This is a genomic window from Pelotomaculum propionicicum, assembly GCF_004369225.1.
GTDB classification, from domain to species: Bacteria; Bacillota; Desulfotomaculia; order Desulfotomaculales; family Pelotomaculaceae; genus Pelotomaculum_B; species Pelotomaculum_B propionicicum.
In genome coordinates this window covers 23,857-45,913 of record NZ_QFFZ01000010.1, presented here as the reverse complement: position 1 = coordinate 45,913, position 22,057 = coordinate 23,857, and the positions used below count along the sequence as shown (strand labels likewise).

General features: G+C 53.4%; 24 protein-coding genes and 3 riboswitches. Of the genes, 8 read left to right on the top strand and 16 right to left on the bottom strand.

What is annotated here, in order from left to right:
• Positions 1–143 precede the first annotated feature (143 nt).
• Both Pmgp_RS06560 and Pmgp_RS06555 read left to right on the top strand, forming a co-directional pair.
• Positions 144–1,541 (top strand): MFS transporter, encoded by a 1,398-nt coding sequence (locus Pmgp_RS06560; protein ID WP_134213177.1) that lies wholly within the window; start codon positions 144–146, stop codon positions 1,539–1,541.
• A gap of 89 nt (positions 1,542–1,630) precedes the next feature.
• Positions 1,631–1,804 (top strand): IclR family transcriptional regulator domain-containing protein, encoded by a 174-nt coding sequence (locus Pmgp_RS06555; protein WP_134213176.1) that lies wholly within the window; start codon positions 1,631–1,633, stop codon positions 1,802–1,804.
• A gap of 334 nt (positions 1,805–2,138) precedes the next feature.
• Here the strand turns inward: Pmgp_RS06555 and Pmgp_RS06550 are convergent, their stop codons facing one another.
• The 16 genes from Pmgp_RS06550 to Pmgp_RS06475 all read right to left on the bottom strand — a co-directional run bounded on the left by Pmgp_RS06550 (position 2,139) and on the right by Pmgp_RS06475 (position 16,449).
• Complete coding sequence (locus Pmgp_RS06550; protein WP_134213175.1) at positions 2,139–3,497, bottom strand: cobyrinic acid a,c-diamide synthase CobB; 1,359 nt, start codon at positions 3,495–3,497, stop codon at positions 2,139–2,141.
• Positions 3,498–3,528: 31 nt separating this feature from the next.
• Positions 3,529–4,263 (bottom strand): ABC transporter permease, encoded by a 735-nt coding sequence (locus Pmgp_RS06545; protein WP_134213174.1) that lies wholly within the window; start codon positions 4,261–4,263, stop codon positions 3,529–3,531.
• On the bottom strand, positions 4,264–5,103 hold the full coding sequence (locus Pmgp_RS06540; protein WP_134213212.1) for an ABC transporter ATP-binding protein: 840 nt from the start codon (positions 5,101–5,103) through the stop codon (positions 4,264–4,266).
• A complete protein-coding gene (gene cobI, locus Pmgp_RS06535; RefSeq protein ID WP_134213173.1) occupies positions 5,096–5,818 on the bottom strand; it encodes a precorrin-2 C(20)-methyltransferase in 723 nt (240 codons plus the stop codon). Before cobI (Pmgp_RS06535) ends, Pmgp_RS06540 begins: the two co-directional genes overlap by 8 nt.
• A gap of 18 nt (positions 5,819–5,836) precedes the next feature.
• Positions 5,837–6,781 (bottom strand): ABC transporter substrate-binding protein, encoded by a 945-nt coding sequence (locus Pmgp_RS06530; RefSeq protein ID WP_134213172.1) that lies wholly within the window; start codon positions 6,779–6,781, stop codon positions 5,837–5,839.
• 15 nt (positions 6,782–6,796) lie between these two features.
• The gene (locus Pmgp_RS06525; RefSeq protein ID WP_205077963.1) at positions 6,797–7,591 is read right to left on the bottom strand and encodes an ABC transporter ATP-binding protein; all 795 of its coding nucleotides are present in this window, start codon (positions 7,589–7,591) and stop codon (positions 6,797–6,799) included.
• Positions 7,592–7,600: 9 nt separating this feature from the next.
• Positions 7,601–8,668, bottom strand: coding sequence for a FecCD family ABC transporter permease (locus tag Pmgp_RS06520; RefSeq protein ID WP_134213171.1), 1,068 nt, complete (start codon positions 8,666–8,668; stop codon positions 7,601–7,603).
• Between the two features lie 13 nt (positions 8,669–8,681).
• Complete coding sequence (locus Pmgp_RS06515; protein ID WP_192902822.1) at positions 8,682–9,929, bottom strand: sirohydrochlorin cobaltochelatase; 1,248 nt, start codon at positions 9,927–9,929, stop codon at positions 8,682–8,684.
• Between the two features lie 107 nt (positions 9,930–10,036).
• Positions 10,037–10,290: riboswitch (cobalamin riboswitch) on the bottom strand.
• Between the two features lie 128 nt (positions 10,291–10,418).
• Positions 10,419–11,195, bottom strand: coding sequence for a precorrin-6A reductase (cobK, locus tag Pmgp_RS06510; RefSeq protein ID WP_134213170.1), 777 nt, complete (start codon positions 11,193–11,195; stop codon positions 10,419–10,421).
• Positions 11,192–11,911, bottom strand: a complete 720-nt coding sequence (gene cobJ, locus Pmgp_RS06505; RefSeq protein ID WP_192902829.1) for a precorrin-3B C(17)-methyltransferase — start codon at positions 11,909–11,911, stop codon at positions 11,192–11,194. Before cobJ ends, cobK begins: the two co-directional genes overlap by 4 nt.
• A complete protein-coding gene (locus tag Pmgp_RS06500) occupies positions 11,878–12,675 on the bottom strand; it encodes a cobalamin biosynthesis protein (RefSeq protein ID WP_134213168.1) in 798 nt (265 codons plus the stop codon). Before Pmgp_RS06500 ends, cobJ begins: the two co-directional genes overlap by 34 nt.
• Positions 12,662–13,405, bottom strand: coding sequence for a precorrin-4 C(11)-methyltransferase (gene cobM / locus Pmgp_RS06495; protein WP_134213167.1), 744 nt, complete (start codon positions 13,403–13,405; stop codon positions 12,662–12,664). Before cobM ends, Pmgp_RS06500 begins: the two co-directional genes overlap by 14 nt.
• Positions 13,402–14,124, bottom strand: a complete 723-nt coding sequence (gene cobI / locus Pmgp_RS06490; RefSeq protein WP_192902821.1) for a precorrin-2 C(20)-methyltransferase — start codon at positions 14,122–14,124, stop codon at positions 13,402–13,404. The genes cobM and cobI (Pmgp_RS06490) overlap by 4 nt, the downstream gene beginning before the upstream one ends.
• A complete protein-coding gene (gene cbiE, locus Pmgp_RS06485) occupies positions 14,121–14,744 on the bottom strand; it encodes a precorrin-6y C5,15-methyltransferase (decarboxylating) subunit CbiE (protein WP_134213165.1) in 624 nt (207 codons plus the stop codon). Before cbiE ends, cobI (Pmgp_RS06490) begins: the two co-directional genes overlap by 4 nt.
• Positions 14,745–14,751: 7 nt before the next feature.
• Positions 14,752–15,822: a cobalt-precorrin-5B (C(1))-methyltransferase CbiD gene (gene cbiD, locus Pmgp_RS06480; protein ID WP_134213164.1), complete on the bottom strand. Its 1,071-nt coding sequence runs from the start codon at positions 15,820–15,822 to the stop codon at positions 14,752–14,754.
• Positions 15,823–16,449, bottom strand: a complete 627-nt coding sequence (locus Pmgp_RS06475) for a precorrin-8X methylmutase (RefSeq protein WP_134213163.1) — start codon at positions 16,447–16,449, stop codon at positions 15,823–15,825. It abuts the gene before it with no gap.
• Between the two features lie 117 nt (positions 16,450–16,566).
• A riboswitch (cobalamin riboswitch) is annotated at positions 16,567–16,762 on the bottom strand.
• A 163-nt stretch (positions 16,763–16,925) separates the two neighbouring features.
• Here Pmgp_RS06475 and Pmgp_RS06470 point away from each other — a divergent pair.
• The 6 genes from Pmgp_RS06470 to Pmgp_RS06445 all read left to right on the top strand — a co-directional run bounded on the left by Pmgp_RS06470 (position 16,926) and on the right by Pmgp_RS06445 (position 22,056).
• A complete protein-coding gene (locus Pmgp_RS06470; RefSeq protein ID WP_134213162.1) occupies positions 16,926–17,882 on the top strand; it encodes a thiamine pyrophosphate-dependent dehydrogenase E1 component subunit alpha in 957 nt (318 codons plus the stop codon).
• 16 nt (positions 17,883–17,898) lie between these two features.
• A complete protein-coding gene (locus tag Pmgp_RS06465; protein WP_134213161.1) occupies positions 17,899–18,879 on the top strand; it encodes an alpha-ketoacid dehydrogenase subunit beta in 981 nt (326 codons plus the stop codon).
• A gap of 93 nt (positions 18,880–18,972) precedes the next feature.
• A riboswitch (TPP riboswitch) is annotated at positions 18,973–19,077 on the top strand.
• Between the two features lie 164 nt (positions 19,078–19,241).
• Positions 19,242–19,526 carry a thiamine-binding protein gene (locus tag Pmgp_RS06460; protein WP_427910016.1) on the top strand — a complete coding sequence of 95 codons (285 nt, stop codon included), beginning with the start codon at positions 19,242–19,244 and terminating at the stop codon, positions 19,524–19,526.
• On the top strand, positions 19,501–20,268 hold the full coding sequence (locus Pmgp_RS06455) for an ABC transporter permease (protein ID WP_134213160.1): 768 nt from the start codon (positions 19,501–19,503) through the stop codon (positions 20,266–20,268). The genes Pmgp_RS06460 and Pmgp_RS06455 overlap by 26 nt, the downstream gene beginning before the upstream one ends.
• Before the next feature lie 42 nt (positions 20,269–20,310).
• On the top strand, positions 20,311–21,309 hold the full coding sequence (locus Pmgp_RS06450; protein ID WP_134213159.1) for an ABC transporter substrate-binding protein: 999 nt from the start codon (positions 20,311–20,313) through the stop codon (positions 21,307–21,309).
• Positions 21,310–21,315: 6 nt separating this feature from the next.
• Positions 21,316–22,056, top strand: a complete 741-nt coding sequence (locus Pmgp_RS06445; protein WP_192902820.1) for an ABC transporter ATP-binding protein — start codon at positions 21,316–21,318, stop codon at positions 22,054–22,056.
• The last annotated feature ends 1 nt before the right edge of the window (position 22,057 follow it).

Here is a 22,057-nt window from a genome sequence, read left to right as displayed (position 1 = left end):
ATCTTAAATTAACTTTGATTTCAAAACAATGTTCATACATAAAAAGGAGATACTTGTTTTTTAAAGAAGTTTGTATAAACAGGGTGTTTATCAACCCTGGGGAAGAGATCCAAGCAACTACTTTTGGCTCTGGAGGTAAAGCAATGAACCAAGACCCTGCGATTAAAAAGTACACCTTGATTACAGTAATGGTGGCCTCTTTTTCGACCCCTTTCATGGGCAGCGCCATTAACCTGGCCATTCCCACCATTGGGCGGGAGTTTAACAGCAATGCGTTGTTGCTTAGCTGGGTGGTCAGCAGCTACCTTCTGGCCACTGCCGCCTTTCTGCTGCCCTTCGGCAGGCTGGCCGATATCGCCGGCAGAAAAAAAATCTTCATTTTAGGTGTGATAATTTTCACCCTCTCATCCCTGCTCTGCGGGGCGGCCTGGTCGGTTCAGGCTCTGATCGGCTTCAGAGTTCTGCAGGGGATCGGGTCTTCCATGACTTTTGGCACAGGTATGGCTATTTTAACTTCAGTTTTCCCCCCCCAGGAGAGGGGCAGGGTATTGGGTTTCAATGTCGCCACAGTATATACCGGCCTTTCGCTGGGGCCTGTCCTGGGCGGCGCGATGAACCAGCATTTGGGCTGGGAATCCATATTCTTTCTTAACACAGCCATTGGTTTGGCCACGTATCTGTTTGCCACCAGGATCAAGGGAGAATGGGCTGACGCCAGGGGAGAGAGCTTCGATAAAACCGGCTCTGTCCTTTATATGTTCGGGTTGGTTGCCTTCCTGTACGCGTTCTCATCAATCGCCACATCTGTCTGGGCCAAATATATCCTGTTCTTCGGCCTGGTTTTATTAGTCCTGTTTGTCAGACAGGAAATGAAATGCAGGCACCCTCTAATAAACATTAGCCTCTTTAAAGAAAATGTCACCTTTGCCTTATCGAACCTGGCGGCGTTGATTAATTACAGCGCTACCTTCGCTATAACTTTTCTGCTGTCCATGTACCTGCAGGTGGTTATGGAATACAGCTCACAGTCCGCGGGAATGATCCTGCTCTCCCAGCCGGTTATGATGGCGCTGCTGTCACCCTTCGCGGGGTCGCTTTCCGACCGTGTCGAACCAAGGATAGTTTCTTCCTGGGGGATGGGTTTAACCGCCCTGGGGTTGTTTTTCCTGGGCTTTATCGCCAGGAGCACGCCGCTGTGGCTGGTGATAATTAACCTGATGGTGCTTGGCACCGGTTTCGCGCTGTTCTCCTCTCCCAATATGAACGCCATTATGGGATCGGTTGAAAAAAGGTTTTACGGTGTGGCCTCCTCCACCAGCGGCACCATGCGGCTGATCGGCCAGGCGGTCAGTGTCGCCATAGCCACATTGATCATAGACTTATATGTCGGCAGCGCTCAATTGGGTCCGGCTACCGCCGATTTGCTGCAAAAAAGTGTCAACGTGGCGTTTATTGTTTTCGCTGTCACCTGTGTCGGCGGTATTTTCGCCTCCCTGGCCAGGGGCAATATAAACACCGGCGCAAGACAGGCGGGTAAATAAAGCAGGGGAAAATGAGCCGGTAAGTTTTATGATGTTTTTTGTATAACATAAACCATAATTCAAACTTATAGATTGCATGAATACCAACCATGAAGGGTGTGGTAGGTATCTCCTGCCCTATACGGGATTATTTGACAGACGGAGAGGTGGCGGCGCTCAGCATTTTCCTGCCCGAATTCAGGTTTAAGCCCGAACAGCTGCCGGAGCTCGTAACAAAACTGAAAGAAGCCTCCAAAAAAATATTTCTATTGCTGGAAGGATGATATTTTCATAAGCCAGTCAGTTGTAAATAATGTAAAAAAAGCCCGCATTAACAAAACAATGCAGGCTTTAGTTTTTTTAAGAATTTAGTATATCTATTAACCTTCTGAATGACTTAATGAGACTTTTCACCGCTGATTTCTTCCAGCGTTTTATTCCTTGTTTCCCGGCCCAGCACCATGACAACAAGAGACCCAAACAAAAGGACTGCCATTATTTCAACAATTGTATGCATAATATTGGATACCGTAATACAATATAATACTCTATTTAAAAAACAAAAGAGCAGGTAAGCAGCACCCGCTCTTTTAATGATTTATAGTACAATTACTCCCTTCAGCCGGTGGCGCCAAGGCACCGGTCGAGAAAATGGCGGGCCAGGCCGGGGTAGCCCCAGAAGTCGATGTGGGCGTAGGCGGCCAACGTGTTCGCCCGGCGGTAGCCGCAGTGCCACTGCCGCCCGGAGAAGGCCGATTTCACCAGGTAGGTGGTGGGGTAGGTAATGCCATCAATCAGGGAATGATGAAACTCATGTCCCCGCGCCGTTTGTCCCTCTTTACCCAGTACATTCTCCCCGGTAAACTCTATATCAACATAACCGAATCGCTGCAGGCGGTCGGTCATAATGGTATGCCCGTCAAAAAAGCCGGCCATGGGGTGCTTCTCCCCGTTTTTCACGGTAATGGACTCAGTCAGGTACATGAACCCCCCGCATTCGGCGTAGCAGTGCAGACCTCCTTTAAGCCTGCGCGTGATATCTTCCAGAAGGCTTTTGTTTGCCGCCAGGGCCCCGGCAAAGACCTCGGGAAAGCCGCCGCCCAGGTAGAGCCCGCCGATATTTTCCGGCAAGCTGGCGTCCTTCATGGGGCTGAAGTGATGGAGTTCCGCCCCCAGCGCCGCTAATATTTCCAGGGTGCCGCGGTAGTAAAAGCTGAAAGACTCATCCCGTGCCACCGCGATTTTGACGGGCCTGCCTTTGGCAAAGGCCAGGGGACTGGCAGGCGGCAGGGAGCCGGCTGTGTGACCCAGCTTAATAACCTGGTCGAGATCGATCCATTCCTGTACCAGCCCGGCAGCTTTTTCTATAATCTCCGCGTGTCTTTCCATTTCTTCGGCCGGCAGCAGCCCCAGGTGGCGGCTGGGCAGCACGACTGATTTGTCGCGCGGCAAAAATCCCAGCGCCGGAACACCTGTATAAGCCTGTACCGCTTCTTTTACAAGTTTATAATGGTGTTCGCTGCCGACATTGTTAACTATCACCCCGGCCAGGCGCAGGTCCTGGTCGAAAGACTTGTAGCCCAGCACCTGGGCCGCGGCGCTGGTAGACATGCCTCCCGCGTCAATAATCAGGATTACCGGGGTGTTTAGCAGCTTGGCCATTGCGGCGGTGCTGCCTTCGGGAGTGGAGCCTATACCGTCGTAAAGGCCCATTACACCCTCGATAACGCCAAAATCCATGCCCTCCATACCGTGCCTGAACAACTGCAGGATATGCTGGGGCGGCATCATCCAGAAGTCAAGGTTATATGACATCCTGCCGGCTGCGACGGCATGGTAGCCTGTATCGATGTAGTCCGGCCCCACTTTGAAAGGCTGCACTCTGAGCCCCTTTTTACGCAGAGCCGCCAGCAGGCCGGCGGCAACCGTGGTCTTGCCCGCCCCGCTGTGCGTTCCGGCGATAACAAGCCTGTTCATGACTGCTTAGACCTCTTTTCTTATTGCATAATTATTCAACTTTATAGCAGGCCCTGATCCCCCAAAAAATAAAAACGGCTAAATATCCCAGTTGAACCGCCAGTGATAGCCACGGCAGTTCACCTCCCGTGGCGACTGCCCGGAGTCCCTGGCTGGCCGGGGTCAGGGGCAGCAGCTTAATAATCTGCGAAAAGGGGAACGGCAACCTGTCAACCGAAAAAAAAGTGCCGCAGACAAAAATCATCGGGGTTATCACGAAATTGTTAAACCTGGTCATATCGGGGTGGGACTTGATTTTCAACGCGGCCAGGTAACCCAGGCTGGAGAAGACCAGGCAGTTTAAGCACAAAACGGTGACAAACCAGGAGTTAAAGTTGAAGTTAGCCCCGAAAAGCAGTGATATGACCAGTATAATAGCAGCGGCATAAAGCCCCCTGGCTGCTCCCGCCAGAATTTTGCCTGCCGTCAGGGAGTAAACGGTAATGGGCGCGACAAGATATTCCTCCAGAGTTTTGTCGTAAAGACGGGCGATGGAAAGGGGGGTGGCGACGGCGTTGAAGCTGGCGTTCATTGTACTTAAAGCAATTACGCCGGGCACTATAAAGTCAATGTAAGCTACCCCGCCCAAATTTACAGTTTTGCCCAGGCCCCAGCCGAAGGCCACCAGGTACAGCAGCGGCGCTACCATCGAGCCGGTGGTAATAGTCCACCACCTGCGTTTAAAAAAGAGGTACTCCCTCCATAATACGGCTTTCAGCCCGGACATTTAGGCGCCCACTCTTTCCTCAGTAAGTTTAACGAAAACATCCTCCAGTTTAGCCTGGCGGATGGTGAATTCATAACGCAGTGAAGCGGCGAAGCTGAGCGCTTCCTGCCGTGAGCCAAAGAAGTGCAGGGTGGTCTGTTCATCACGGAATTGCTCCACGACCACCGGTCCCACCAACTGCCTTAACTCCTCCGGCGAGCCGTCCATGATTAACCGCCCCTTTTTTAATAAACCGATGCGGTTGCAGAGGCTTTCCGCTTCTTCCAGGTAGTGGGTGGTAAGTAATATAGTGATGCCCCTGGCGTTCAGGCTTTTAATCAAATCCCATACTTTTCTCCTTATAAACACGTCGAGGCCCACGGTGGGCTCGTCCAGCAGCAGTATCTTCGGGTTATGCATGAGTGCCCGTGCGATTAACACCTTCCGTTTCATACCGCCGGACAAGGTGTTCACTATAGCGCCGGCTTTTTCTTCAAGGTCGGCAAAGGCCAGCAATTCTTCGATCTTTTTCCTGGTTTGAGCTGGCGGTATGTTGTAAAGCATGGCGTGCAGGCGCAGATTTTCAATCACGGTCAGTTCCGGTTCGAGGTTTATGTGCTGGGGCACCAGTCCCACCTCGGCCTTGAAACGCACGTCATTGCGGTGAACAAGACAGCCGTTCACAATAATACTGCCTTCCGTGGGCATGGTTAAAGCGGTAAGCATCCTGATCACGGTTGTTTTACCGGCTCCGTTTGGCCCCAGCAAGCCGAAAAACTCTCCGGCCTTGATCTGCAAATTAAGCTTGTTTACGGAAATTGTTTGCTTGTAAACCTTGGTGACATGGTCAAGTTTAATCATTGCCGGCACTTCCGCTTGCCCGCTTTCTGGCTAGAATGGTCGAAAGGTAATTGGGCTTCTTATCTTCGCTATAATTCAGGTTATAAATGATTTCTTCATCTTTGAACCCACACCTGCTTACCATGGCCGCATTATCGGCTAAACTGGATTTTTTAAGCTGGGCGATGATTTGTTTAAAATTCTTGTAGACCTTCAGCAGAACCAGGTTGTCGGTATAGGACAGCGCCTTCTCTATTTTTTCTTCCTCCAAGGTGGCGGGCACTATGCTCAGGATATCGTTGCCTTCGGCCAGGGGGAACCCAAGCCGGCTTGCGGCGGCGCAAAAGGAGGTGACGCCTGGAATGGTCTCTATCTTCAAGCCATTTCCCTCCAAAAGCCTGTACACATAGATATAGGTACTGTAAATCATGGGGTCGCCTAGGGTAAGGAAGGCTACATTTTTGCCTTCGTTGAGAAAGGACAGTATGATGTTTTTATTGTGCTCCCAGGCGACGGACAGGGAGCCCTGTTCGAAAACCATGGGAAAAACCAGTTCCAGCACCTGTGTGTCCTGGCGGATAAAGGAACTGGCGATAGAAAGGGCGCTGCTGTTTTGCTTTTTCTCAGTGCGGGGAGCGATAATCACGTCTACTTCCCGCAGTATTTTTACCGCTTTGAGTGTAATTAGTTCGGGATCCCCGGGCCCGACTCCAATGCCGTAAAATGTACCTTGCATAATGCCCTCCACCTTTAGTTAATTATACTTAAAGCGCTCTGGATATAAAATTTGTCCGACCAGAGTGATGCCGTCCAACAATCTCATGGTGGGGCGCGATATCACTGCTTCATCCACCAGGTAAACCTGGCGGCTATTTATCGCCTTGATAACCTGGTAACCCGGCCGCAGGTATATCTCTTCCACCCTGGACTTGTTCATTTCACCCTTTTGAACTATGTAAACGTCAATATCCCGGCCGTTGGCTACAAGCCGCTCCAGCCCATACGGGGCAATAGTGCTGCCCTGTTTCACCGCTTTAGCGTCAGCCGCCACGTTGACCGCCCCGGCTTTGGCCAGCACAAAAGCGGCGTTGGAATCAGGCGTGCACGTCATGATGTCACTGTTAGTTTCCAGGAAAACTTTCTTTCGTTCCTGCAGGGGAATCCCGGCCACTAATTCGTCAGCCTTCTTCAGACGGGCATTAAACTCTTCCACCAGCGCGCCGGCTTCCTTTTCTCTTCCTGTCAGCTGGCCCAACTTTTTCAGGTATAGTAGAAATTGGTCAACGTTCTCCGGGTATAAAACCGCGACAGGAATACCAGCCGCCTCTATTTTTCTTATGAAGTCCGGGTAATTATTAGCTATGAAAGTCCGGGCCAGTACCAGGTCCGGCCTGACCGCTATAATCTTTTCGGCGTCTCCCCGAAAGCTGTACGACGGTTTTGCCAGGGCGGCAGGCGGGAAGGACTCGCTGTCCGACACCCCGATAATTTCCTCATTCAGCCCCAGGGAATAAAGGTTTTCAGTATGCGCGGCGTAAAGCGACACAATCCTTTGCGCGGGCGCTTTAAGCCTGACCTCCTTACCCAAGTCGTCAACTACTACAATGGAGTCTGTTGCGGCATTAGGGGCTCTGGCGCAGCCGGTCAAAATTCCGATCAAGAAGATTATGAGGGGAAAAAGTATCATTCGGGTCCTCATCAGTCGCTTCTCCTTTCACCTGAGATCTGGGAGCAGGGCCAGGTTGTACCTGCCGGTAACCGCATGCTTTCTTATCTCTACTTCGACATTGAAAACCCTGTTGATCACTTCTTCATTAAAGACAACGGCTGTGGGACCTTCACAAGCCACCCGGCCTTTATCTAAATAAATCATATAGTCACAAAACATACCGGCGAAGTTTAAATCATGCAGCGCGGCAATTACCGTTACGCCTTGCTTAGCGTTCAACCTTTTAATAAGTTTAAGCAATTCAATCTTGTGGCTGATATCCAGGTTTGACGTAGCCTCGTCCAAAAACAACACTTGCGGGGTTTGGGCCAGCGCACGGGCCAGGATCACCCGCTGCCGCTCCCCCCCGCTCAAATTGGTAATAACCTTGCCGGCATAATCTAAAACCCCGCAATTTTCCATACAGGTATAAACTATCTCCAAATCCTCGTCACTGGGCCTGCCCAAACGGCCAAGATGGGGTTTGCGCCCCATCATTACAACTTCCAGCACAGTAAAAGGAAAGTTGATGGCGTAGTCCTGTGGTACCACTGCGAAACTGCGGGCGATTTGCCCGCGGTTGTATGAACCTAGTTCGCGGCCGTTCCATAAAACCCGGCCGGAGGATGGCTTTAGCACGCCGCACATAACACTGATCAAGGTGGTCTTGCCGCTGCCGTTAGGGCCTAAAATGCCGTAAAAACCTCCCTCCCGGATGCTCAGGCTTACGGCCTGGAGGGCAGGGGTCTTGCCGTAGTACAGGTTCAAATTCTCGGTTTGCATCAGAACCGCTTTTTCCAAGAGTACCCCCTAAAAAATCTGCCTTTTGGCTTTGATTCTAAAAATATAGCAGAAAAACGGGCCGCCCAGCAGTGTGGTCAGCACACCCACCGGGATCTCCGCCGCCAGCAGGTTTCGGGCAATGGTATCTGCTCCAACCAGCAGCAACGCCCCGCCAAGCGCTGACACCGGAATCAGGAACCTGTGGTCGGGTCCGACCAGCATCCGCATCAAGTGGGGAACGATCAATCCCACAAAACCGATTATCCCGGAAATTGAGACACAGGCGGCGGTAACCAGGGAGGAAGTGACCAGTAGAATGGTAATAACTTTGCTGTCATCGACACCTAACTGCCTGGCGGACTTGCTGCCCAGGCTCAGGATATTCAGGTCGTCCGCGTAATAGCAACAGATAACAAGGCCTGCTAAAACCACAGGCAGGCACAAAAAAACGTGATGCCATCCCCGTGAGGCAAAGCTGCCCATCAGCCAGAAGACAATTGACCCCACCCCTTCGCCGGCCAGGCTCTTAAGAAAACTGATCGCGGCTGACAGTATGGCGCTCACAATAACCCCGGAGAGGATCAGGTTGGTGACTGCCATAGTACCGTTAACCACGGCCAGGCCGTATACCGCTCCCAGCGCCAGAAGCGCTCCCGCGAAGGCAAGCAGGGGCACGGTCAGCAGGCCCAGGCCGCCTGGCAGGAAGATACCAAAAAACATGGCCAGCGTAGCCCCGAAAGCCGCTCCAGTGGATATGCCCAGGGTATAGGGATCGGCCAGGGGGTTCATCAAAAGTCCCTGGAAGACCGCGCCGGCGGTTGCCAGACCGGCCCCCACCAGGACGGCGGCCAGGATCCTGGGCAGCCGGATATCCAGGATTATCGCCCGGTGTATTTCGTCAATTCCGGCCGGAGTGGAGCCGTTAGAGGTAATAGATGTCAAAATGATCCTGGCTATTTCCCAGGGCGGTAATTTAATAACCCCCAGGCTGGTAAAAATTAAACAGCCTGCAACCAGGAGAAGTATTAGTAATAATAAAACAAGCAGTCTTTGTTTTTCTTTTTCTCTATGGGCCAGGATTATTTCACGCCGCATGTGGACCTTTCATTCACTTCTTGTTTATTTTTATGTTGCCGTTCAAATCCCAGTTGACTGAATAGCCCAGGTGTTCATTTAAAAAGGACAGCGGGAGCATAAGCGAGCCGTTAACCAGCTGGCACTCATTCTCCATGACGACTTCAGCGCCGTTAACTGAAACATAAGCGCTGTCTTGCCGGAAGGACAGCGCAAGGCCGGTTTTCTCTGCAATGACCGTTCCTTTGTCTTCTGCCCATGAAACAGTACAGCCCATGGCCTCAAAGATAGGCCTCAGCTGTGCCATAATGAAACCATCACCAGCCCGCGGGGGCTCGCTGAATTTAATTTTTTCACCGTTGACCCGCACTTCCGCATCCTTGACGGCTTCTTCTTCAAGCTCCGCCATGGCCGCGGCCAGGTGTGCGACGAAAATATTCACTATAGCCCTGTTTTCCAGCAGACCCTTCAGGTAGCCCTCGGTTTCGTAACCGCTTTTATTTAGCTGGGATTTCCAGGAGTCTTCCTCATCACCGTACAGGTCGTTTACGGCATGGTCGCCCGCTATGTTCATCAGGGGCATCAAAGTGACTTTTTTTGTTCCGGATGCCGCCAGGTCTTCTTTGACTTCCTCCAGGGTTGGGTAGCCTTCAACTGTACCCAAAAATACATTTTTATACATGTGCCGTAAAATATCGTTCAGCTTCCCGTAAGCAGAATCGGCAGGGTGTTTGCTGCCATGTCCCATCAGGATTACGGCGTTGGTCCCGGTATCGGCCGGAAATTGGGCAGCGAGGGCTTTTGCGGTGTTCACATAGTCTTCGTGTTGGTAGAGGAGCGGTCTGCCCAGGGAAATTTTTCTGGGGCCAAATTTCCCCGCGTCAGGCGCCAAAAAGTTGTCGAGCACATCCATTAGGTCGTTGTATTCCTGGCCTGCGAAAATATGGTCCGACTGCACCACAATTCTATCGTATCCTTCTGCTTTTAACTTGGACAGCGCGGTAAAGGGATCATCAATCAACCGGCCGTCTCTGGCGGCCAGCTTATCCCTGATTATTTTTGAAGTGTAGGCCCAGCGCACTTCCACCCCCGGAAAAGCAGCTTGCACAGCCTGCTCCAGGTTGTTGTAAGCAGGCATCGCCGATGGAACGCTTGTCCCGAAGGTAACCAGCAGAATGGCCTTATTGTCTTTTTCGTTCTGGCCGGCTGCCGCCGGTATGGCGCAAAGTAATCCCAGAGATAGAAATATTATACTAACAGCAAGCCTTTTAATCCTTTTCATAAATATCTCCTCCTTTTTTTAACCTAGGGTAGTTCCAGACATAACTTAAGGAGGAAATATTAATTTCACAAGACACAAAATCCAACACCCCCTTATCCGCGTAAGGTCTTACGTTGGGGAAAACGGCAGGTTTCCTGGCTCCGGTTCATCGCTGCCTCACGCCTTCCCAGGTCCAAACCCAGTGGCATTGATAGGATTGGGAACATCCTTTGGTTGATGGTAGGGCTGCAAATCATAAAAAGATGTTTCCACTTTCCTTAGTGAGGCGGCTAACCGTTACAGTGGCGGGACCGCGCCGGATTTGCACCGGCTTCCCTTTTAATCCCATCTTTGAGACGGAACCTTTTTCCTGTTTAAAAAAATAGATTTCCCGACTGGCGCATAGGTTTAATAGCTGCATAAAAAATGCGTAAAATTGTTTCCTGGATTAATTATGTTTTGTCAATCAATAATTCCCATGAACTTTCTCGATTCTATGTAAGTATTCCGTCAGCTTTCTTTTCCTTTTCCCAAAACACCGAGAGATGCCAGCAGGGTTTGGGGGGTCCAAAATATCTCGCCGCGAGCGGGTTCCGGCCGCTTCAGCACGGCTACCCGGCAGCCGCAGGCCAGAGCCGCCTCCAGTTTGGCGGTATACCCTCCCGCTTCACCTGAATCTTTCGTTATCAGCAGATCGATGCGCAGGTCCCGGATAATCGCCTCGTTTAGCTGCCTGGAAAAGGGACCCTCCATGGCGATAATGTGCGAGGGTTTGAGGCCCAATCTTAGCGCGGCGGCAAGCGATTCCTCGGCGGGCAGTATCCTGACGTACAACCTTTGCAGATCGAGAAAGCCTGCCAGGACGCCCAATCCTTTTATGCCCGTGGCCACCAGGATTCTCCCGAAATTTTGTTGAGCGGCCCATGCGCCTAAATCAGTGAGGGAGTCAAAAAAAGTGATGTCTTGTTCTGCCCCGTAAGAATTTGTGGGTCGCTCCAGCCTGACCAGCCGTATGCCGGCCTCCGCGGCCGCGGCTGACAGCTCGTTTCTTAATGCCACGGCAAAGGGGTGGGCGGCGTCAACAACCACGCTGACAGGATACTCAGCCAGCAGCCGTCCGAAAGTGCTGTCATTAAAAGGACCTTTTAGCACCTGGCCTGCTACTTTAGCTGACGCTTCCCGGTACCCGTATTCTGTAGCCACGGTCATTATGTAAGGTTCGGCTGCCTGATCCAGTAACCTGGCGATTGCGACGGCCTCGCTTGTGCCACCTACCAGCAGGATCAAAGCAGGTACCCCCTTGGTGTGATCATACGGCCGCTTTTGACCCGTGTCCTGGAATTTCCAACGATAACCGTAGTCAACATATCTGGCTCGTGCTCGTCTAGTTGCTCTAAAAAGGTTAGCTTAACCGACTCTCCCGCCCGCCCGGCTTTGTTGACCATACCGACGGGAGTGTTAGGCTGACGGTGCTTTTTCAAAACAGCGACGGCCTGTTCCCAGGGATCACGCCTGCTGTTGCTGCGCGGGTTGTATAGCACAATGACAAAATCAGCTGCGGCCGCGGCTTCCACCCGCTTCAAAATATCAGGCAGAGGAGTGAGCAGGTCGCTGAGTGAGATGGTGGCGTAGTCCTGCATCAGCGGCGCGCCGAGCAGGGCAGCGGCGGTGTTGGCGGCGGGAATGCCCGGAATAATCTCCAACTGCGCCACCTGGCCTGTTGCTTCCAGTACTTCCAGAACAAGTCCGGCCATGCCGTACACCCCGGCGTCGCCGCTTGAGACGACAGCTACCTTAAGGCCGCGCCTGGCAGCTTCAGCCGCGTATTTGACGCGGTCCACCTCGTGGGTCATACCGGTTGTGTACATTTCCTGGCCGTGGTAGCAGCTCATTTTTTGTACCAGCTGCAAGTAGGTGGTATAGCCTACCAGCAGGTCAGCCTCGCTTATGGCGCGGGCGGCGCGCCGGGTCAGGTCATCTTCGCCGCCGGGGCCGATGCCCACAATGGATAGTCTTCCCGGGCGACCGCCACCGTTACCGGGCCTACAATCGTTCTGGGCAGTATGATTTGCGGATTTTTCAGGGACAACAGGGCACATTGCTCAGAAACCCCCTTGAGTGAAAAGTGGCGTATGGCAGCCTGCGACGGGGCGGAAACACCTTCAACCCGCGCTAACTGCTCTGCGGCAAAGAAGCGGAATAAAACACCTAGCCCGGCCGCAGCCTGACGGATGCTATGATCATGCCATTTAAACAAAGCGGTGGACAGAAATTTTACCTGGTCCGGAGACAGGCCACACTTCTCCAGGCAGGTCCGGACCGCGTATTCTATATCCCGCCCGGTTGCCTGCCTGCGGTAGCCTACTCCCACGGCAGCTGTCCGGCCTGCTTCGGTCCCGGTGGTGATAACCGGTTCTCCCCCGGTTAGTGCGGCAACTTCACAGGCCAGCTGGTTGGCGCCGCCCTCATGCCCGCCTGCCAGGCTGACAGCGTACCGCCCGTACCTGTCCATTACAACCACCGCCGGGTCGGTGTGTTTGGAGCGCAGCAGGGGACCCACTGTCCGGGTGGCGATACCGGTAGCCATCACCATGATCAGAGCCTTGCTGTGGTCAAAAACCTGCTTGATTATCTCTGAGAGGCCGGGAGTGCGGCCAGGCTGTGCTACGATCAGGTCCGCGTCCAGGCTCTTGGCCAGTGTCTGGGCCAGGGTCAGCCCGGGTCCGGGCAGGGCCACAACCAGCATGTGCCGGTTACCTGTAGCCATGTTTGAAATCCCCGTGGTAAAGCAGTGATCTGCGTCCGCTGCTGGTCAGGGCTTCACCCACCAGGATCAGCGCGGTGCGGTTAATCCCGGCTTTACGAACTTTTTCGGCAATGTCAGCCAGGTTGCCGCGGATGAAACTTTCATCCGGCCAGGTAACCCTGTAAGCTACCACTACCGGTGTTGTGGGTGGCAGGGACTTGATCAGTTGACAGGTTACCTTTTCGATCTCCTGGACGCTTAAAAATATGGCGAGGCTGCTCTGATGCCTGGCCAAAGAGTCCAGGCTCTCGCCGGCCGGCACCGGGGTCCTGCCCTCCACCCGGCTGAAGATCAGCGTCTGGGTGCCGTCAGGCACCGTGTATTCAACGCCCAGTCGGGCAGCCGCGGCAAAGGCCGAGCTGACCCCGGGCACTATCTCCCAGGCCAGGTTGAGCTCCTCGCATAATTCAACCTGTTCTCTGACAGCGCCGTACAGCGAAGGGTCGCCGGTGTGCAGTCTGGCCACATCCAGCTGCCGTTCCCGCGCTGAAATTAATATGGCGCGGATATCTTCCAGGGTTAAACCGGAAGAATCATGGGTTTCGGCTGTAGCCGGCGCGAAAGCCAGATGTTCGGGGGATACCAGTGACCCGGCATAAATCACCACCTGGCTGCGGGCCAAAATCTCACGGCCTCTTACCGTAATCAGATCAACTGCTCCAGGACCGGCTCCGATAAAATATACCTTCATGGTTTTATCCCGGCCTTTCTTACAATCAGTACACTGAGGTATCCGTCAACCCCTTCCGGCAGCCGGTCCAGGTCCCGGCAAAGGTACTGGCCGGGAGTGCCCACCCGTGAGGCGAAAACCGCCGCCCGGTCAGGAAATTCTTCGTTTACAAACGCCATTAGTTCTTTCAGCCGGTTGCCTATTTTCATAAACACCACCGTGTCGCTTTCCCGGACCAGGCCGCGCACTCTTGACAGCGGGCCGTCAGGCAGCGGTATAACCGCCAGCAGTTCTTCGCCGCAGACCATGGGAAAGTTCTCCGCCGCAGCGGCAGCGGCGAACGAGGTGACACCGGGTATGGTAGTTACGCACTCAGGCGGGATTTTTCCCGCGAGCTGCTGCAGGATGTAATTAAAAGTGCTGTAGGTAAGAGCGTCGCCCAGGGTCAGGAACACAACTTTTTCCCCTTTTTCGACCAGAGCGGCAACCTCGTCCGCAACTTCCCGCCAGCAGGCGGCCAGGCTGTCTGGTTCCCTGGTCATGGGGAAGCCGTAAACTCTAAGCCTGGTTTCGTCGACCCATTCTTTCACTATTTGCAGGGCGGCGCTCTCCTCCCGGCTTGAGGCCAGCGGCGCCATGATTACAGTGGCTTCCTTGAGTGCTTCCAGTGCTTTCAGGGTCAGCAGGCCGGGATCTCCCGGACCCACTCCTATCCCCCATAAATGCCCTCTTTTGTTCACGGCCGCCTCCTGTCTATGATGCAAACTGCGTGGCTGCTCATTTTTTCTTGGGCCAGCTCGCAGACTATTCCGCTCCATATTTTTTGGTTTTCAGAGCCTATATCACAGGCCACGTGGCAGGCGCGCCCAGGTTCAACCACTGCCAGCAGCTCACGCGCTATTCTCCCGGGCGGGTGGTCCGGACCGCATAATATCGCCAGCGGTTCGGCTCCTTGCCCTGCCGCGGCGATTAATTCCGGTGTCAGGGGGCGGCTGTGCAGTGAGTAAAAGCGCATGTCCTGCCACGACAGGTTAAACAGGGCGCAGGCGGCCTGCACGCTGCTTATGCCGGGCATAAACTGCAGTACCCAGTGAGCGGGCAGTACCTGGCGCAATGTGGCGGCCAGGCTGTAAAACCCGGTGTCCCCGCTTACCAGCACGGCTATTCTGTCGGCCGTCTGCTTTGCCAGCAGCCCGGCTATTTCCTCGGCTCTGGCGGATGGAAGCTGCAGTCGGTTTGCCGCCTGCGGGAAAAGCCGCAGGAGCTTGGCCGGGCCGGCTACGACCTCTGCACTTTCCACCGCCCGGCAGGCCTGCAAGGTCAGATAGCCGGCTCCGCCGGGACCGCACCCGATGATCATTATTATTTTAGATGATTCCAGAGGCGCCGACCTCCCGGCCCTTTAAGTCACAAAGCCAGACCGCCAGGTTTTTTATTCCGTAACGTCTGCAAGCTGCCTGAACAATTGCCGCGGCAACTTTATCAAACAATACTTTTCTTTCCGGTGGCTCAAGAAGGCTAATAATACCTTCCACCGTAACCGGGCCTGCCCCGGAAGAATCAAAAGTTGTTTTTAAACCTGCAGCCCTGGCCATATTCATGACTATGCCGGCCGCTGAAGGAGATACGGCGGAATCGGTGCAAAAATGGTCCTCTATGAGCTTGCCCAGTTTGCCGGGATGTCCCGCCAGCACCAGCCGCTCAAAATTCAGTTTGACTGCCCGTTCCAGCATGTCTCCGGCGAAATTGGACATCTCCACCACCGCCAGGGGGTGCGGCTTGAACCGCTCCAGCACAGCCTTGCGGCCGATATTGCCCGGCACCAGAAAGACCCCGGTCATCCCGTTGGCCCTGGCCACGTCAAGAGCCGGCAGCAGGGAGCAAAGCAGGGCTTCTTTGGACATGGGGCGGACAATGCCGGTGGTGCCCAAAATAGAAATACCGCCAATTATGCCCAGGCGCGGGTTGAAGGTGCGCCTGGCCAGCTCCGCCCCGCGGGGCACCGCTATCTCGACTTCCAGTCCGCCCTGCGGCGGCATATATTCTGAAACGGCCTGCCGGATCATGCGGCGCGGCGCCGGGTTAATCGCCGGCTGACCGACTGGGACCTGCAGGCCGGCCAAAGTCACTATACCGACACCGGTGCCTCCTTTAATGGCGCAGCCTGCCGCTTCAGTGCGCCGGACGGTCGCAATGATTTCCGCGCCGTTGGTGATATCGGGGTCAGAGCCGGCGTCCTTGACAACAGTGGCGCGGGCCATCTCACCCTGGCAAAACAATTCAGAGATGCTTACCGGTATAGTTGTCCCCGCAGGCAGCCGGACCATCACTTCCCGGACCCTGTCCCCCAGGGCCAAAGCTCTGGCTGCGGCGGCCGCGGCGGCTGCGGCGCAGGTGCCGGTGGTAATTCCTGTCCGGTTTTGCACCAGGCTGTCCATCTAACCCCTAAGGGCCAGTTTCATTAGAGCGTTCAGGGCGGCCGCGGCCAGGGGGCTGCCTCCCCTGGTGCCGGCGCAGCTGATATATGGCAGGCCGGAAGCTGCCAGGGCTTCTTTTGATTCAGCCGCCCCCACGAAGCCCACAGGTATGCCTATAACCAGGCCGGGCCTGGTGATCCCTTTTTCAGCCAGCTCGAGTATCTTCCATAAAGCGGTAGGGGCGTTGCCTATGACAGCCAGACCCCCATTAATAATTTCCCTGGCCAGCCAGACTGCGGCCTCCGCCCGGGTCCAACCCTTTTGTCCGGACAGTTTCAAGACCTCCGGGCAGTGAATGCGGGTATGTACTTCGAGAGACAGTTCTTTTTGCAGGGACGGTGAGATCCCTGCCGCCACCATACTCACATCGGCAAATATAGGGACCCGTTCTTTGATCAGCCGCACCCCGGTTTCCACCGCCCCGGGGGAAAAGCGGATACTGCCCGCTATGCCGAAGTCACCGGATGCGTGGACACAGCGGCAGACTATTTCCTTCTCCCCGTCGCCAAACCCTGATAAATCCACTCCGGCGTCTATAATAGCCAGGCTTTTTGACATGATCGCCTGGGGGGCTATTTGTTCATACATCCGGTTATCCCCTTTCGGAAGAAACTATACTAAAAAATAAAACCATCCTCTTTTTTCGAGAGGATGGCATTCCCTTTCTTCATACCACCAATTTTACCTGGTTACCACGCCATGCAAAACCATCACCGAAACCTGGCAGGTTTTCTGGCTTGCGGTTCTTCCTACTAACCCTCCTTCCCAACTTTCGTCAGTGGACACATGGGCTTTCGTCCCCGCTTACAGCGACGGGTTCGCGGCTGATTTGCACAGCCTTCCCTTTTACCCCCTTTAGCGGTTGAATAGCAACCGGGGCACCAGATTTCTTATTCTTTTTCATAACATTAGCATATCTTGACTAGGTTGTAAAGGTTTATAAATGCAGTATGTCTTGCCTTTTTGCTGCTATTTTTATTTTCGCTAGGCCTACAAGGTATTAACTAAAACGCGTGGTATCTTAATATTAGGCAAAAAGCCCGCTTCGGGGAGGGAAGCAGTTTATGGAAAACAAGAAAAAGATCGAGTTGTACCGCAGCATGCTGTTAATCAGACATTTTGAGGAGAAGCTTACCGAGCTGTGCAGGATCGAACGGAAGCTGCCCGGGATGGTCATCCTCTGCACCGGTCAGGAAGCGGTTGCCGCCGGAACCTGCGCCGCTCTTGAAAAAGATGACGTGATTATCAGCAATCACCGCAGCCATGGCCACCTGCTGGCCAAAGGGGCCGAACCCAACACAGTCATGGCGGAAATCTTCGGGAAAAAGACAGGCTGCAATAAAGGGAAAAGCGGCACTCTGCACATAGCCGTACCGGAAGTGAACGCCCTTTGTACCACAACCGTGGTGGGCGGCGGCATTCCTATCGCAGTGGGGACCGCCTTTGCCCAGCAGTATAAGAAAAGAAGGCAGGTAACAGTCTGCTTTTTCGGCAATGGTGCGGCGGACGAAGGGAGTTTTCATGAATCTCTGAACATGGCTGCCCTCTGGAACCTGCCTGTTATTTTTGTCTGTGAAAACAATGTCTATTCGGGCGCCCAGCGTATGGAGGAGCACACTAAGGTGAAGGACATAGCGGCCCGCGCGGCAGGTTATGCCATGCCGGGGGTAGTGGTGGACGGCAACGACGCAGAAGCTGTGTTTAAGGCCACGACTGAGGCCAGGCTGCGTTGCCTGGCCGGCGAGGGGCCGACCCTGATTGAGTGCAAGACTTACCGCTGGCGCGGCCACGGTGAGGCCGACCACCAGGCCTACCAGCCAAAAGATGAAATAGCGCGGTGGATGGAGCGCTGCCCGGTTAAGAAGATCGAGCGGGAACTGCTTGCGGCTGGTGCAATATCCAATCAGGAAATATCAGAACTGGAAGAGTCGATTGCCAAAATAGTGGAAGACGCAGTCCGCTTCGCGGAGGAAAGCCCCTGGCCGGCTCCCCTGGAAGCGCTGGACGACGTCTACGTGTAAGGAAAGGAGAACAGCCATGCAGCAGATTACAATGGGACAAGCCGTTCGCCAGGCCCTGGCTGAAGAGATGCAGAGGGACCCAAATGTTTTCCTTGCCGGCGAAGGCATAGGAGTGGGTATCCACGAGTCACCAGTAATGCCGACTTTCGGACTCCTGCGGGAGTTTGGACCGGACCGGGTAAAGGACACCCCTGTTTCCGAGGCGGCTATCGCCGGGTTGGCGGTAGGAGCTTCAGTGCTGGGCTTAAGGCCGGTGGTGGAAGTGATGTTCAACCCGTTCTTTACTTTGGCCTCAGACCAGATTGTCAACCACGCCGCCAAACTGCGCTACCTGTCCGGCGGCAAAAGCTCCTTTCCCATGGTGGTCAGGGTCAAGACCGGGGCTGGTTTTGGCGCCGGCTGCCAGCACTCGCACAACCTTGAAGCATGGGCCGCGCATTGTCCGGGGCTGAAAGTTGTCATGCCCGGCACCGCCGCGGACGCTAAGGGCCTTTTAAAGTCAGCCATCCGTGATGACAACCCGGTGGTGTTCATTGAAGATATGGGGCTTTACTTCTTTCCCACGCCTGTGCCGGAGGGTGAGTATACCATCCCCATTGGTGTCGCGGATATCAAAAGGCCGGGGCGTGACGTGACCGTGGTTACCTGGTCCAAGATGCTTGGTGTTGCCTTTAAAGCAGCCGCCATCCTGAGCAAAGAGGGTATAGAAGTTGAAATTCTTGATTTGCGGACGCTCCTCCCTCTGGACAAAGAAGCCATCATTACATCCCTCAAAAAAACTGGGCGGCTGGTGATCCTGCACGAGGCCACGCGAACCGGTGGTTTTGGCGGTGAAATTGCAGCCCTGGCGGTCGATGAGGCTTTCAGTTACCTCAAAGCCCCGGTTAAAAGGGTAACCGGGCCGGATATTCCGGTTCCTTTCAGCCCGCCGCTGGAACAGTTTTATATTCCGGATGAGCATCAGCTGGTTGAAGCGGTCAAATCAGTCGTTCTTTAAAGGGCGTCAGTGTTTTTAATTAAATAATATTGCAAAATTATGTCAAAGCATATATTCTATAGGCAGGTGCTTTAACTGTTAAAACGACAATATAATACCGTACAGGGGAGCTGAAGAAATTCGGCTGAGAAAGAACTTGTTCTGACCCACTGACCTGATCTGGGTAATGCCAGCGTAGGGATGAAGAGTATGCGTAAGTTTGCGCATCAAGGCCTTTATTCCCAGCGGATGAAGGCCTTTTAGCTTAACCTGGAAATTATGCAGCTAACCGATGAACATAAACAAATTGACAATAAATCCTGTCAATGTGTTTAAGAGCCAGGCGCCCAGCTACCGAAGATAGAAGATTAGAGGTGAAAATTATGATCTGTAATGTCAGCCTGCAGGTAGTTCCCAATGTTCCTGAAGAGGACCTGTACCCGGTCGTGGACAAGGTGATCGATATGATCAGGGAGTCCGGGGTCAAATATATTGTCGGTCCTATGGAGACAACTATGGAAGGAGAACTGCGCTTTTTGCTGGAGATAGTTGCAAAGGCGCAGGAAATCTGCCTGGAAAACGGGGCTACGCGGATTATTTCGGTGGTAAAGATAGACTATAAGGCCGGTGGTGTCACAATTGATGAAAAAGTACATAAATACTGCTGATCGTATTGTACCGGTTGTTTTTATTCTTATACTCCTGGTGCTGTGGGAGTATCTTGTAAAGCTAAAATCCATCCCGGATTGGATCCTGCCGGGGCCGTTGCAAATTGTGCGCACACTTGCGGAAAACGCGCCATTAATAGCGAGGCACGCCCAGAGCACTTTGCTTGAGTGCCTGGCGGGCTTTATCGTGGCTATAGTTTTTTCTTTTGTCGTTGCTTTTTTGATGGATGAAATCGCATTATTCAAGAATGCTGTCTACCCTTTAATTGTAGCCTCACAGACAATACCCATCATTTCAGTCGCCCCGCTCTTTATCATCTGGTTCGGTTACGGGATGCTTCCTAAGATCATTGTTGTGGTCCTGGTTTGTTTCTTCCCAATTGCAATAAGCCTGCTGGGTGGTCTGGCGGCGGTCGACAGTGACTATCTTGAGCTTTTCAGGTCGATGCAGGCCAAGAGGCTTCATGTTTTTCGCATGGTCAAACTGCCGCTGGCTATGCCCGCCTTTTTTTCCGGTCTCAGGATTTCCGCGGCCTACAGTGTCATGGGCGCGGTGATAGGTGAATGGCTGGGGGCAAAACAAGGCCTGGGCACTTATATGACACTATCCCAGCGTTCGTTTCAGGTCGACCGCGTTTTCGCGGCCATCCTGGCGGTCACGGTTTTAAGCGCCGCGCTGTTTGCGCTGGTAAGTTTTATTGAAAGGATCGTAATTCCGTGGAACAGGTTTACCGAAAAGTAAGAGCTTATATATAGATTGTATTTTTAGAGGGGGATTGTATTTATGAGAAAATGTTTATTTGCTGTCGTGTTGTTGTGGTCTTTGCTGCTTCTTTTAACAGGCTGCAATGCCGCAAAAGAGACCGGGCCAAAACAGGAGCAGCTCAAAAAGGTCACGGTGCTTCTTGACTGGACGCCTAATACCAACCACACCGGGGTATACGTGGCGCAGAAGCGCGGCTACTACAAGGAACAGGGACTTGATGTGGAAATCATCCAGCCCAGCGAAGGGGGCGCCGCCCAGTTGGTGGCGGCAGGCCAGGGCGATTTTGGTTTCAGCTATCAGGAGGAAGTTACTATCGCGCGCACTACCGGTGTGCCGGTAAAGGCTCTGGCGGCGGTTATTCAGCACAATACTTCAGGATTCGCCTCGCCGGTGGAGAAGGGCATCAAGAGCCCCAAAGATTTTGAGGGCAAAAAATATGGGGGTTGGGGTTCGCCAGCCGAGGAGGAAATGATCAAAGCGCTGATGAATCAGGAAAAGGCCGACTTCAAAAAAGTTGCTATGATCAACATAGGGACAGCGGACTTCTTTGCCAGCATTAAAAAAGATGTTGATTTTACCTGGATCTTCTGGGGATGGACAGGCATAGAATCGGAACAAAGGGGTATCCCCCTCAACTTCATTCGCCTCAGGGATTATAACGATGCGCTTGATTTCTACACGCCACTGCTGATTGCCAGTGATGAGACTGTGAAAAACAACCCGGCGCTGGTTGCCGCATTTATGAAAGCGACAGCCAAAGGGTATGCCGATTGTATCCGCGAGCCGAAGGAAACCGGCCAGGTCCTGCTGGACAGTGTTCCCGAGCTGAACAAGGACCTGGTGCTGGCCAGCCAGGCTTATCTGGCCAGGGAATACAAGGCTGACGCCCCGGTATGGGGCCAAATGACCGAGTCGAGGTGGCAGAAATATGCTGACTGGATGTACGGCCAGGGCCTTATTGAAAAACCACTTGACTACCAACAGGCCTTTACTAATGAATTTTTGCCCAAGGAGTAAATAATATTGCCGGAGATAGTGGTTGAGGGGATCAGCAAAACCCTGGGCGGCCTGCTGACCCTGGGAGAAATAAATGTAAATGCCGCCGACAAAGATTTCGTCGGCATCCTTGGTCCGAGCGGCTGCGGCAAGAGCACGCTCTTTAACATCATCTCAGGGTTGATGCGCCCGGACCAAGGGTGTGTTTTCATTGACGGCCATGATGTCACGGGCAAAACCGGCCGGGTCAGTTACATGCGTCAGAAGGATTTGCTGCTGCCTTCCCTTAACATCCTTGAAAACGTCAGCATTCCGCTGGTACTGAAAGGCCTGCCCAGGAAAAAGGCCTGTGACCAGGCCTTAGAGCATTTTAAACAATTTGGCCTGGCCGGTTTTGAAAAATATTATCCCAGGCAGCTGTCCGGCGGTATGCGGCAGAGGGCGGCAATGCTGAGGACTTATCTTTTTTCAAGCGACATCCTGCTGCTGGACGAGCCCTTCGCTTCTTTAGACGCAATAACCAAAAGAAAAATGCAGTCCTGGCTGATTGATGTGTTTAACCAGATCAACCCGACTGTAATGTTCATAACCCATGATGTGGACGAGGCTCTTTACCTGTGCGACAGGATATATGTGCTGTCGGAATGTCCCACAGTCGTTAAGCTTGAGATTAAAATCCCTTTCTGCAGGCCGTCACATGGACGAACGATCGTTGACCCGGTATATGGGGTGATCCGTGACGCGGTAATGGAAGCTCTGGCCATCTAAA